10 protein-coding genes are annotated in these 12,577 nt (G+C 72.8%); 4 read left to right on the plus strand and 6 right to left on the minus strand.

Annotation, left to right across the window (positions count from 1 at the left end):
* Positions 1-43: 43 nt before the first annotated feature.
* The 3 genes from CCZ36_RS25065 to mce form a co-directional block, all read right to left on the minus strand.
* Positions 44-982 carry a cellulose-binding protein gene (locus CCZ36_RS25065; protein WP_069737005.1) on the minus strand — a complete coding sequence of 313 codons (939 nt, stop codon included), beginning with the start codon at positions 980-982 and terminating at the stop codon, positions 44-46.
* Between the two features lie 181 nt (positions 983-1,163).
* Positions 1,164-5,057 (minus strand): polarized growth protein Scy, encoded by a 3,894-nt coding sequence (gene scy, locus CCZ36_RS25070; RefSeq protein WP_128818612.1) that lies wholly within the window; start codon positions 5,055-5,057, stop codon positions 1,164-1,166.
* A 199-nt stretch (positions 5,058-5,256) separates the two neighbouring features.
* Complete coding sequence (gene mce / locus CCZ36_RS25075; RefSeq protein WP_069737003.1) at positions 5,257-5,685, minus strand: methylmalonyl-CoA epimerase; 429 nt, start codon at positions 5,683-5,685, stop codon at positions 5,257-5,259.
* A gap of 175 nt (positions 5,686-5,860) precedes the next feature.
* Here mce and CCZ36_RS25080 point away from each other — a divergent pair, with 175 nt between their 5' ends.
* Positions 5,861-7,036 (plus strand): acetyl-CoA C-acetyltransferase, encoded by a 1,176-nt coding sequence (locus CCZ36_RS25080; RefSeq protein ID WP_069742942.1) that lies wholly within the window; start codon positions 5,861-5,863, stop codon positions 7,034-7,036.
* A 36-nt stretch (positions 7,037-7,072) separates the two neighbouring features.
* Complete coding sequence (gene meaB / locus CCZ36_RS25085) at positions 7,073-8,041, plus strand: methylmalonyl Co-A mutase-associated GTPase MeaB (RefSeq protein ID WP_176734613.1); 969 nt, start codon at positions 7,073-7,075, stop codon at positions 8,039-8,041.
* Between the two features lie 109 nt (positions 8,042-8,150).
* Here the strand turns inward: meaB and CCZ36_RS25090 are convergent, their stop codons facing one another.
* Positions 8,151-8,903 carry a PepSY domain-containing protein gene (locus tag CCZ36_RS25090; RefSeq protein ID WP_128818613.1) on the minus strand — a complete coding sequence of 251 codons (753 nt, stop codon included), beginning with the start codon at positions 8,901-8,903 and terminating at the stop codon, positions 8,151-8,153.
* 124 nt (positions 8,904-9,027) lie between these two features.
* Between CCZ36_RS25090 and CCZ36_RS25095 the strand changes: the two genes are divergently transcribed.
* Together CCZ36_RS25095 and CCZ36_RS25100 are read left to right on the plus strand one after the other, a co-directional pair.
* Positions 9,028-9,690, plus strand: coding sequence for a response regulator transcription factor (locus CCZ36_RS25095; protein WP_128818614.1), 663 nt, complete (start codon positions 9,028-9,030; stop codon positions 9,688-9,690).
* Positions 9,687-11,150: a sensor histidine kinase gene (locus CCZ36_RS25100; RefSeq protein ID WP_069742945.1), complete on the plus strand. Its 1,464-nt coding sequence runs from the start codon at positions 9,687-9,689 to the stop codon at positions 11,148-11,150. Before CCZ36_RS25095 ends, CCZ36_RS25100 begins: the two co-directional genes overlap by 4 nt.
* A gap of 73 nt (positions 11,151-11,223) precedes the next feature.
* Here the strand turns inward: CCZ36_RS25100 and CCZ36_RS25105 are convergent, their stop codons facing one another.
* Positions 11,224-11,700, minus strand: coding sequence for a MarR family winged helix-turn-helix transcriptional regulator (locus CCZ36_RS25105; RefSeq protein ID WP_069736998.1), 477 nt, complete (start codon positions 11,698-11,700; stop codon positions 11,224-11,226).
* Positions 11,701-11,803: 103 nt separating this feature from the next.
* Positions 11,804-12,568, minus strand: a complete 765-nt coding sequence (locus CCZ36_RS25110) for an AIM24 family protein (protein ID WP_069736997.1) — start codon at positions 12,566-12,568, stop codon at positions 11,804-11,806.
* Positions 12,569-12,577 lie beyond the last annotated feature (9 nt).

A 12,577-nucleotide genomic window follows, 5' to 3' on the forward strand; every position in this document is an offset into this window, starting at 1 on the left:
AAGGCGGAACCGGGCGCACACGGGGGTAGCGGTACCGCGGGGATCAGCGGCTCTGCTGGGCCGGGACGCCGCGGGTGGCGGGCTCGTCCTCCACCGGGGTGCCGGCGGCGGCCACGGCGGCGCCGGTCAGCGTCGCCAGCATCTCGCGGACGTTGGTCAGCTGCGCGTTGATCGAGTCGCGGCGGTTGGTGAGCGCCGCCAGCTCGCGCTCCGATTCGCTGCGGATCCGGTCGGCCTTGGCGTTGGCGTCGGCGACGATGTCCTCGGCCTGGCGCTGGGCGGTCTCCACCGTCTGGCGGGCCCGGCGTTCGGCGTCCGTGCGGAGCTTCTCGGCCTCCAGGCGGAGCTGCTCGGCGCGGTGCTCGATCTCGGCGAGACGCTTCTCGGCCTTGGCCTGACGGGACGCGAGGTCGCGCTCCGACTGCTCGCGGCGCTTGGCCAGGTTGGTCTCGAAGTCGGCCGCGGCCTGGGCGGCCTTGGCGCGGGTCTCCTCGAAGAGGGCGTCGGCCTCCTCGCGCTTCTGCTGGGCGTCCTTCTGCGCGTCGGCGCGCAGGGTGTTCGCCTCGCCCTGGGCCTTCTCGACGATGCGGACGCCCTCGTCCTCGGCCTTGGCCTTGCGCTCGGCGGCGAACGTCTCGGCGTCGTTGCGCACCTGCTGGGCGGCCGACTCGGCGAGCTCGCGGTGCTGCTCGGCCGCGCGACGGGCCTCCTCGCGCAGGTCCTTGGCCTCCTCCTCGGCGAGGCGGAGAATCTTCTCGACACGGGCGCCGAGACCGGCGTACGACGGCTCGGCCTCGTTTACCTGGGCCTGTGCGTTCTGCGTCTCGAGGTGCAGTTCCTCGATGCGCTTTTCCAGAGAGGTGATTCGGGCCAGGGCACTGTCACGGTCCGCGATGAGCTTGGCGATGCGGTCGTCCACCTGACCGCGGTCGTAGCCACGGCGCACGTGCTCGAAGCCGAAGGGGGAGGAAGGGTCACTCATGGGGTTCCTGTCGAATGAGACCGGTGAGGTGATAGAGGGAATCCTAGGGGCCATTGCGGCGTGTCAGCGTGAAGATGCCGGTTTGATCTGGAGAATGACACCCCTTTTGAGTGGCTGACCCCCGGAGTGCTTGCCACTCGAAGGCTTGAATGTCCATGACGAGGCGCGGCACCGTGGACGGTCACCGCTCGGACGACTTGCCCCCCGACCGTGTACCCGCCGCCGCCGGAGCCTTGGCGCCTCCCGCGGAACCACCGGCCGGTTTCCCGCCCCCGCCCGGAGTCTCGAAACCTTCCAACGCTTCCAGCACGTCCTGGACACGGGAGATCTCCGCATTGATGTCCTCGCGTCTGCGCACCAGGACGTCCAGCTCGCGCTTGCCCTCGTCGACCATCGCCTCGGACTCGGCCTTCGCCTCGGCCCGCAGCTTCTCCGCCTCGCGGATCAGCTCGGCCTTCTTGGTCTCGGCCTCCTTCAGCAGCGACTCGGCCCGTTTCACCGCGGCGATACGGACCTTGCTCGCCTCCGAATTGGCCTCCGCCAACAGCTCCTTGGCCTTCGCCTCGGCCTCGTCGCGCTGCTCGGTCGCCGCCTTCATCAGATGGTCGACCCGCTCCCCCGCGGTCTTCATCTGCTCGGACGTCTCCCGGCGGGCCCGCTCGTGCAGCTCCTCGATCTCGCTCTCCAGCCGGGCCCGCAGCTCCTCGGCCCGCTCCCGGATCTGCGTCGCGTCACGCCGGGCGCCGACCAGCAGTTCGTCCGCGTCCGCACGGGCGCGCTCCACCAGGGTGTTGCCCTCGACGGTCGCCTCCGAGGTGATCCGCTGGGCCTCCTTGCGGGCCGCGCCGACCATCGTGTCGGACTGCGTCTCGGCCTCGGTGGCCGTACGCAGCGCCTCCTCCCGCGCCTTGTTGATGAGCTGGTCCGCCTGCTCGGCCGCGTCCGCCCGGCGCTTGGCCGCGGCCTCGCGCGCCTCGTCCAGCACCCGGTCCGCCTCCTGGCGGGCCGACGAGCGCAGCTCCTCCGCCGCCGACTCCGCGTCGGCGCGCAGCCGCTCGGCCTCCTCGTGGGCGCGGGCCGCGTGTTCCTGTGCGGAGCCCAGCCGCTCGGCCGCCTCGCTGCGCAGCCGCTCCGACTCGGCGGTCGCCTCGGCCAGCATCCGGTCCGCCTTCTCGGTGGACTCGCTGCGGCGGCGGTTGGCCTCCGTGGTGGCCTCGACGACGAGCTGCTCGGAGGACTGGGCGGCCTCGTTGCGGATACGTTCGCTCTCGGTGGTCGCCTCGCCGATCAGCCGGTCCGCCTGGGCCGCGGCCTCGGAACGGATCCGGTTGGCGTCCTGCCGGGCCTCGGCACGGGCGCGGGAGGCGTCCTGCTCGGCCGACGCCAGCGCGTCGGACCCCTCGGTGCGCATCCGCTGGCTGTACTCGGAGGCGTCCGCGCGCAGCCGCTCCGACTCGGTGATCGCCTCGGAGACCGTCCGCTCGGCCAGCGCCTTCGCGGCCTCCGTCTCCTCGTGCGCCTCCTGCCGGAGCCGGGCCGACTCCTCGTTGGCCTCCCGGCGCAGCCGTACCGCGTCCTCCGAGGCCCGCTCCCGCTCCGCGTGCGCGTCGGCGCGGACCCGGTCCGCCTCCTCCTGCGCCTCGGTACGGGTGCGCTCCGCGGCGTGGTCCGCGGCGAGGCGCAGCCCGGTGATCTCCTCCTCGGCCTGCTCGTGCAGACCCTGGACGGAGTCCCGTACCTGCTGCGCGGTCTGCTCGGCCGCCGCGACCAGCTCGGTCGCCCGGGCGTCCGCCTCCTCGACCAGCCGGCGCGCCTCGGCCTCCGCCTCCTCGACCCGCTTGCGGGCGGAGGCGAGCAGCTCCTCGCTCTGCTCGCGGGCCCGCTCCCGCTCCTGCTCGGCCTCGGACCGGGCGGCGCCGAGGGTCTCCTCGGCCTCCCGGCGGCGGCGGGTCGCCTCCTCCTGGGCGGCGGCCAGCGCCTCGGCGGCCTCGGCCCCGACCCGCTCGGCGGCGGCCGCGGCCTCCGCGCGCACCCGGTCGGCGCTCTCCTGCGCCTCGGACTTGAGCCGCTCCGCCTCGGCGGCCGCCTCGCTCCGCAGCCGTACGGCGACGTTCTCGCCCTCGGCCCGGGACTGGGCGGCGTCCGCGGCGGCCTCGTCGCGCAGCCGCTCCGCCTCCGTCTCGGCCTGCTCGGTCAGCGCCCGCAGCCGCTCGGCGGCCTCCGCGCGCAGCCGCTCCGACTCCTCGTTCGTCTCGCGGCGGATCCGCTCGGCCTCGGTACGGGCCTCACCCAGCGCCTCCTCGGCGGCGGCGAGCTTCGCCTCGGCCTCGGTGCGCAGGCGAGTCAGCTCTTCGGTGGCCTCCGCCTGCCGGGCGGCGACCCCGCGCTCGGTCTCCTCGCGGAGCTCGGCCGCCGCCGCCTCCGCGGCCGCCGTGACGGCCGCCGCCTGCTCCTCGGCCTCGGCCCGCAGCGCGTCGGCCTCGGTCCGGGTGCGCTCCAGCGTCTCCTCGGCCTGCTTGCGCAGGGTCGCGGCCCGCTCGGCGGCCTCGGCGCGGATGCGCTCGCTCTCGCCGTTCGCCTTGGCGCGCACCTCGTCCGCGTCGGAGCGGGCCTTGGTCAGCAGCTCCTCGGCGGTGCGAGCGCCCTCCTCCAGCTGCTGGACCGCCTCGCGGCGGGCCTCGCCCCGGATCCGCTCGCCCTCGGCGACCGCCTCGGAGCGCAGCTGCTCGGCCTCGCCGCGCAGCCGGCGGGCCTCCTCCTGGAGCTCGACCGTCCTGGCCCGGTACTCCTTGGTGTCGTCCTTGGCCGCGCCCTTCAGCTCGTCGGCCTGCTCCGCCGCCTCGCCGCGCAACCGGTCGGCCTCGGCCTCGGCCTCGCGGCGGATCCGCTCGGCCTCCTCGCTTGCGGCCTTCGTCGTCGACCGCGCGTCCTCGGCTGCCTTGGTGAGCACCTCCTCGGCGCTGCGGGCGGCCTTGGCGAGCTGGGCGGCGGCGTCCTCGGCGGCGGCCGTGTTGGCCTTCTCGGCCGCCTCCGCCACCAACCGCTCCGCCTCGGCGCGGGCGTCGGCGAGGGCCTGCTCGGCCTCTTCCTTGAGGGTGTCGGCGCTTTTGGTGGCCTCGCCGACCAGCCGGGCGATCTCCGACTTGGCCGTACGGGTGCGCTGTTCGTTCTGCGACTCGGCGGCGGCCAGCTGCTTGGCGGCGGCCTCCTTCGCCTCGGCGAGGACCTTCTCGGCCTCCAGGCGGGATTCGCGCAGCCGGGTCTCCGCCTCCGCGAGACGCTGCTCGGCGGTGCGGTTCAGCTCGGCGGTCTGCTGGCGGGCCTGGTCGGTCTCCGCGGTCGTGGTGGAGCGCAGCTGCTCCGCGTGGCTGGTGGCCTCCTGCGCCTGGGCGGAGGCGGCCCCGAGCAGCCGCTCGGCGTCCTTGCGGGCGCGCAGCAGGATCGCTTCCGCTTCGGCCCGGGCGGCCTCGGCCTCCGAGCCGGTCCGCCGCCGGGTCTCCTCCGCCAGCCGGGCGGCTTCGTCGCGGGCGGCGGCCAGCGCCTGTTCGGCCTCGGCGCGGGACTCCTCCAGCAGCCGGCGGGCCTGCGACTCGGTGCGGGCGCGCAGCTGTTCGGCCCAGGCGACGTTCTCGTTGACGTGCGACTCGACGGTCTGGCGGCGCTCCGCCAGCTCCTGGTCGAGCCGCTGCCTGCGTTGGACGGCCTCGGTGTGCAACTCGGCCTGGAGGCGCGCCTGGTGCTCGGCGTGCTCCTGGAGGATCCGCTGGGTCTGGGCGCGGGCCTCGCGCAGCTCGCGCTCGGCGTCGCTGCGCATCTGCTCGGCCTGGGCCTGGGCGTTCCGCAGCATCTGCTCGGCCTGGTAGCCGATGTCCGCGCTGTCGTAGGCGGGACGGTTCGCGAGATTGCGCCGGGCCTCGTGCAGCTTGGCACGCAAGACCTCGACCTGGTAGCCGAGGTCCTCGGCGTGCTGGACGGCCTTCTCCCGATCGGTCTTCAGCCGGTCCATCTCGGCTTCGAACCGCGAGAGATGGTCGTCTTCAGCTCGGTGGCTCTCCTGGCGTTCGTAGCCCCGCACTGCGCGGTCCCATCCTTCCCCGAGCTCTCAACTTCTCCGAGCAGGGGAGACCCCAACCCTGGTCGTAACTCTGCACACGGGGGCTCGCCGACGAGCGGTCCCCCGGGGAATGGTGACAGACAAACGACGAGGACGCGGTACGGCCCCGACCCGGCCCCGGCCCGGAACCGCCCACTCTACCGGGCCGGGTATGCGGCGGTCAGTGGTCCGCCCGGCTCGTGACCAGTTCGGTGAGGACACCGTGGCAGTCCTTGGGGTGCAGGAACGTGATCCGGGACCCCATGGACCCCGTCCTGGGCTCGTCGTACAGCACCCGGACGCCCTTCTCGCGGATGTCCGCGGCGTCCCCGTCGACATCCTCCGTGCCGAAGGCGATGTGGTGCACGCCTTCACCGTTCTTCGCCAGCCACTTGCCCACGGCGGAGTCCTCCCGGGTGGGCTCCAGCAGCTGGAGGTAGGAGGCGCCGCCGTCCGAGGTCTCGTTGATCTTGAGCATGGCCTCGCGGACCCCCTGCTCCTCGTTGACCTCCGAGTGGAACACCTCGAACCCGTACGTGGCACGGTAGAAGTCCACCGTCTTGTCCAGGTCGAAACAGGCGATCCCGATGTGATCGATTCGCGTCAGCATGGATTCAGCATGGAGCCGCCGCCGCGCTCCCGCCATGGTTACGCAACGTGCGCGCCGTCACACCGGTAGCCGGATGACGGGCGCGGGAGCGCTCAGTACATTCAGGTAAACCCTCGTTCACATCCGATCCCAAGGGGCCGAGCCCATGCCAGCAACGACCGGTACCACCACCTCAGTGATCGTCGCGGGCGCCCGGACGCCCATGGGCCGTCTCCTCGGCTCCCTGAAGAGCTTCTCCGCGGCCGACCTCGGCGGCGTCGCGATCAAGGCCGCGCTGGACCGGGCCGGTATCGGCGGCGACCAGGTCCAGTACGTGATCATGGGTCAGGTGCTCCAGGCCGGCGCGGGCCAGATTCCCGCCCGGCAGGCCGCGATCAAGGCCGGCATCCCGATGAACGTCCCCGCCCTCACCGTCAACAAGGTGTGTCTGTCCGGGCTCGACGCCATCGCGCTGGCCGACCAGCTCATCCGCGCCGGGGAGTTCGACGTCGTGGTCGCGGGCGGTCAGGAGTCCATGACCAACGCCCCGCACCTGCTCCCCAAGTCCCGCGAGGGCTACAAGTACGGTGCGATCGAGATGCTGGACTCGATGGCGTACGACGGTCTCACCGACGCCTACGAGAACATCCCCATGGGCGAGTCCACCGAGAAGCACAACGGCCGCCTCGGCCTCGACCGCGCCGCCCAGGACGAGATCGGCGCGCTGTCCCACCAGCGGGCCGCCGCCGCCCAGAAGAACGGTCTCTTCGAGGCGGAGATCACCCCGGTCGAGATCCCGCAGCGCAAGGGCGACCCGGTCCTCTTCTCGAAGGACGAGGGCATCCGCGCCGAGACGACCGTGGAGACCCTCGGCAAGCTGCGCCCCGCCTTCGCCAAGGACGGCACGATCACCGCCGGCACCTCCTCGCAGATCTCCGACGGCGCCGCCGCGGTCGTCGTGATGAGCAGGGCCAGGGCCGAGGAGCTGGGCCTCGACTGGATCGCCGAGATCGGTGCCCACGGAAACGTCGCGGGCCCCGACAACTCCCTCCAGTCGCAGCCCTCCAACGCCATCAAGCACGCCCTGGAGAAGGACGGTCTGACCGTCGACGACCTCGACCTGATCGAGATCAACGAGGCGTTCGCCGCCGTCGCCGTCCAGTCCATGAAGGACCTGGGCGTCACCTCGGACAAGGTCAACGTCAACGGCGGCGCGATCGCGCTGGGCCACCCCATCGGGATGTCCGGTGCCCGGGTCGTCCTGCACCTGGCCCTGGAGCTGAAGCGGCGCGGCGGCGGCACCGGCGCGGCGGCGCTCTGCGGCGGCGGGGGTCAGGGCGACGCGTTGATCATCCGCGTCCCGGGCAAGTAACACCGGAACGACACGAGGCTAGGCGAGAACGGAGCGGTGAACGTGGACGTGGACGTCCCCACGCTGGTCGAGCAGGCGCGAGCAGGCAGGCCGCGCGCGGTGGCCCGGCTGATCTCGCTGGTGGAGGGGGCGTCCCCGCAGCTCCGTGAGGTGATGGCGGCACTGGCCCCGCTGGCGGGTCATGCGTACGTCGTCGGCCTCACGGGCTCGCCGGGCGTCGGCAAGTCCACCTCCACCTCGGCCCTGGTCTCCGCCTACCGCCGGGCGGGCAAGCGGGTCGGCGTGCTCGCCGTCGACCCGTCCTCGCCGTTCTCCGGCGGGGCGCTGCTGGGCGACCGGGTCCGGATGTCGGACCACGCGTCCGACCCCGGCGTCTACATCCGCTCGATGGCGACCCGGGGCCACCTCGGCGGTCTCGCCTGGGCCGCCCCGCAGGCCATCCGCGTCCTGGACGCGGCGGGCTGCGACGTGGTCCTCGTCGAGACGGTCGGCGTCGGCCAGTCCGAGGTGGAGATCGCCTCGCAGGCCGACACCTCCGTCGTGCTGCTCGCCCCGGGCATGGGCGACGGCATCCAGGCGGCGAAGGCCGGAATCCTGGAGATCGGCGATGTGTACGTGGTCAACAAGGCCGACCGCGACGGCGCCGACGCCACCGCCCGCGAGCTGAACCACATGCTGGGCCTGGGGGAGTCCCGGGGCCCCGGCGACTGGCGCCCCCCGATCGTGAAGACGGTCGCGGCCCGGGGCCAGGGCACCGACGAGGTCGTCGAGGCCCTGGAGAAGCACCGGGCCTGGATGGAGGAGCACGGCGTCCTGGCCGAACGCCGCACGGCCCGCGCCGCCCACGAGGTCGAGTCGATCGCGGTCACCGCGCTCCGCGAGAGGATCGCCGACCTCCGCGGTGACCGCCGCCTGCACGCCCTGGCCGAACGCATCGTGGCGGGGAGCCTGGACCCGTACGCGGCGGCGGACGAGCTGGTGGCGGGTCTCACCGAGGCCTCCTGAGCCTCTGAGCGTGCGCTGAAGGCCCCCTGAGCGGATGTGTGCCGCTCAGGGGGCCTTCCCGTGCGCTCAGGGGGCCCTTCCCGTGTACGGGGCCGCGTGCGGGCTCCCGTCAGTCGTCGTCGCCGTCCCGGTCGTCGCGGTGGTCGTCACGGTCGCCGTCGTCGCCGTCGTCGTCGCGGTCCACGGTGACCTTGCCGGTCTGGGCGTCCACGCGCAGTTCGTGCTGCTTGCCGTCCTTGCCCGCGATGTCGACGTCCCAGCGCAGGACCTGGCCCCGGCGGCCGTTGTCGTCGTCATCGTCGTCATCGTCGTCCAGGTCGATCGACGTGACGGTGCCCGGCGCGGTCTTCAGGGCCGCTGCCGCCGCCCGGTCCAGGGTGACGGCCGAGGAGCGGGGCGCGTGGCGGTCGCGGTCGTCGTTGTCGTCGTCGCGGGTCTTCAGGACCTTGCCGTTGGTGGCGTCCACCGTCACGTCGTGCCACTTCTTGTCGGAGCCCCGGACGTCCAGCTCCCAGACGGCCCGGCCGTCGTGGTCGTCGTCGTCCTCGTCCAGCTCGGCCTCGGTGACCGTGCCCGGGACGCTCTTCAGCGCGGCGGCGACCGCCTGGTCGAGGGCGATCCGGGCGCTCTTCGCGGCGGCCGGGGCCCGGTCGTCCGCGCGGTCGTCGGAAGCGTCGTCCGTACGGTCGTCCCGGTCGTCGTCGGCGAGGCTCACGGACCCGGCGGACCCGGCGGACCCGGCGGACCCGGCGGACGTGCGGTCGCGGTCCCCGTCGCTGTCCGCGAAGGCGACGGTGGCGGCGGTGGTGCCGCCGATCAGAACGGCCGCGGTGATCGCCGCGATGGTGACGTTGCGCTTCATGAGGTTCCTCCCCGAGAGCTGCTGTGCTGTGCTGGTTGACGGGGCCCACACTGCCGACCCGATGCTGAACGCAGCCTGAAGCCACCTGAAGGCTTCTTCAGGTGGAGTTTGCGAGGCTGTGCGCATGCGCCTGTTGATCGTGGAGGACGAGAAGCGCCTCGCGGTGTCCCTGGCCGGGGGACTCACCGCCGAGGGCTTCGCCGTGGATGTCGTGCACGACGGCCTGGAGGGGCTGCACCGGGCGAGCGAGGGCGGCTACGACCTGGTGATCCTCGACATCATGCTGCCCGGCATGAACGGCTACCGCGTCTGCTCCCACCTGCGCGCCGCCGGACACGAGGTGCCCATCCTCATGCTGACCGCCAAGGACGGCGAGTACGACGAGGCCGAGGGCCTGGACACCGGCGCCGACGACTATCTGACCAAGCCCTTCAGCTACGTCGTCCTCGTCGCCCGAGTCCGTGCCCTGCTGCGCCGGCGCGGGGCCAAAACCGCCGCGCCCGTCCTGACCGTCGGCCCCCTGCGCATCGACACCGCCGCTCGCCGGGTGATCCGCGGCGACGACGAAATCCCCCTGACCGCGAAGGAGTTCGCCGTGCTGGAGCAACTCGCCCTGCGCGCCGGGCAGGTGGTCAGCAAGGCGGAGATCCTGGAGCACGTGTGGGACTTCGCCTACGACGGCGATCCGAACATCGTCGAGGTCTACGTCTCCACCCTGCGCCGCAAGTTGGGCGCCGCCACCATCCGCACCGTACGCGGCGCCGGCTACCGGCTGGAGGCGAAGTGAGGTCCGTCCGGGCCAGGGCTGCCCTCGGGGCCACCCTGGTCGTCGCCGTCGCCCTGATCGGGGCCGGTCTCGCCGTGCTCCTGGTGCTGCGGGCCAACCTGATCGGCCAGGCGGACCTCCAGGCCGAGGTGGCGGCCCGCGAGGTGGCCGGGGCGCTGGCCACGGGCACGCCGTACGCGGACGTGGAGCCGGACGACGAGGAGGACCACCCGGTCCAGGTGATCGACGAGGAGGACCGGGTCGTCCTCGTCTCCAAGGACCTGCGGGCCGTCACCGGCACCGGTGCGACGGGCGTCACCCCCGTCCCCTCGGCCTCGGCCGGGGCCACTCCGGCACCCGACGACGATGACGACGACGGGGACGGGGACGGGGGCGACGACGGGGACGACGACCGCAGCCGCCCGGGCCGGGGCGAGGTCTCCTCCGACGACCCGGACTTCTCCGACGGCACCGCCACCGTGGACCGCACCACCGCCGACTACCGCTTCGCGGCCGTCGAGGCGACCACCCCCGACGGCGTGACCCTCACCGTGTACGCGGGCGCCCCGCTCGCCGCCGAGCAGGAAGCCGTGGACACGGTGCGCGGGGCCATGCTGACCGGGCTGCCGGTGCTGCTGGTGGTCGTCGCCGGGGTGACCTGGCTGGTGACGCGCCGGGCGCTGCGCCCGGTCGAGGGCATCCGCCGCGAGATGGCGGCCATCACCGCGTCCGAGGACCTGGCCCGCCGGGTGCCGGAGCCCGATTCGCGGGACGAGATCGCGGCCCTGGCCCGGACGACGAACGAGACGCTGACCGTTCTGGAGGCGTCCGTGGAGCGGCAGCGGCGGTTCGTGGCGGACGCCTCGCACGAGCTGCGTTCCCCGATCGCCTCGCTCCGCACCCAGCTGGAGGTGGCCGAGGCCCATCCGGAGCTGCTGGACCTCCCGGGCGCGGTCGCCGACACCGTACGGCTCCAGGTGCTGGCGGCGGATCTGCTGCTGCTGGCCCGGCTGGACGCGGGGGAGAAGCCCGGTGGCGGGACGGTCGAGCTGGGCGCGCTGGTCCGCGAGGAGGTGTCGCAGCGGACCGGGGACCGGATCGCGGTGGCGGTGGAGACCCGGGAGGGCGGCGTGTTCGAGGTGACCGGGTCGCGCGGTCAGCTGTCCCGGGTGATCGGCAATCTGCTGGACAACGCCCAGCGGCATGCCGAAGGCAGAGTCGCGGTGTCGGTGGCGGCCGACGGGCGAGGGGTGCGGGTCGAGGTCCGGGACGACGGGGCCGGCGTACCCGAGGACGAGCGGGAGCGGATCTTCGAACGGTTCGTCCGGCTCGACGACGCCCGCAGCCGGGACGACGGCGGCGCCGGCCTGGGCCTCGCCATCGCCCGGGACGTCGCCGCCCGCCACGGCGGAACGCTGACGGTGCACCGGGCGGCCGAGGGCGGCGCCGCCTTCCGGCTGTGGCTGCCGCGCCCGGCCTGAGGCGGCGGGTGCGGGGCCCTGCCACGCCCGGGCCGGGGCGGCGGGGGCGAAGGCCCTGGTGGCCCCGGAGCCGCTACAGCTTGCCGCGCTTGCCGCGCAGGTGTTCCGCGATCGGTGTCAGCGCCGCGTGCAGTTCGCTCAGCGCCTCGGGGGACAGCAGGTCGATGAAGTGCTGCCGCACCGATTCGACGTGGTGCGGGGAGACCTTCCGCATGGTCTCCGCGCCGTGCTCGGTGAGGACCGCGAAGAGGCCGCGCCGGTCCGACTCGCAGTGCGTACGCCGTACGAGCCCGGCGGTCTCCATGCGGGTGATCTGGTGCGAGAGCCGGCTCTTGGACTGGAGGGTGGCGGCGGCGAGGTCGCTCATCCGCATCCGCTGGTCGTCCGACTCGGAGAGGTTGACCAGGATCTCGTAGTCGTTCATGGTCAGGCCGAACGGCTGGAGGTCCTTCTCCAGCTGGTGCATCAGCAGCCTGCTGACGTCCAGGTGGGTGCGCCAGGCGCACTGCTCCGCGTCGCTCAGCCAGCGGGTGGCCGTCTCGGTCTCCATATATGGATTCTACCTAAGAAGTTGAAAGCCGGACGAAATGGGGAGGTCTGAGGAGTGTGACAACCGGCGCAGACGTTCGACGTCACACTCCGCAGACTACCGCTCACAAGCCGAAGCGACGCTGGAGGTCCCCCAGCTGGCCGGGCATGCGCGGGGCGGAGCCGTGCTGACCCCCGCCGCCCGGGACCCCCGGCTCGTTCGGTACGAAGCCGGTCGCCTGCTCCGCCATCAGCGCCTCGGACGACTGGAGCAGCACCGTGCCCGCCCCGACGAACTCGAACTGGTGCTCCTCGCCCGACGTCCCGCCGACCCCCGTCAGTGACCGGATTCCGCCCATCACGCCCGTCATGTACCCGTGGTCGTAGTGGTGGCAGGGGGAGGGGCAGTCGGCCCACCCCACCAGCGCCTGAGGGTCCACCCGCAGCGGCGGCTCCATGAAGACCACCGGACCGTTGGACGCGGCCACGAACTTCCCCGTGCCGATCAGCGTCACGAACCCCGGCACGATCGACTGCTTCAGCGCGAGCGAGGGCTCGTACGCCAGCAGGTTCCCGGACCGGATCGTCAGGTTTCCGTCGTCCAGGTCGAAGGAGTTCACATCGAAGGCCCGGTCGGCCAGCAGCATCTTCCCGCTGCCCTCCGCCACCACCCAGTCGCTCGCGTGCAGCGGCGAATGGAAGCTCGTGCGCACCAGCCGCTCGAACCGGCCGTGCCCGATCCCGTCGAAGTCGATCTGCCCGTAGTAGGCGATCATCTTGCCCTTCTGAAGGAACCACCGGCTCCCCTTGAGCTCCACGCAGAAGGTGTAGGAGTTGACGTTGTCGTCCGACGGCAGCGTCATCGGATCGAAGATCACAGGGGTGCTCACGACTTCTCC

This window comes from Streptomyces sp. S063, from assembly GCF_002832675.1.
GTDB classification, from domain to species: domain Bacteria; phylum Actinomycetota; class Actinomycetes; order Streptomycetales; family Streptomycetaceae; genus Streptomyces; species Streptomyces sindenensis.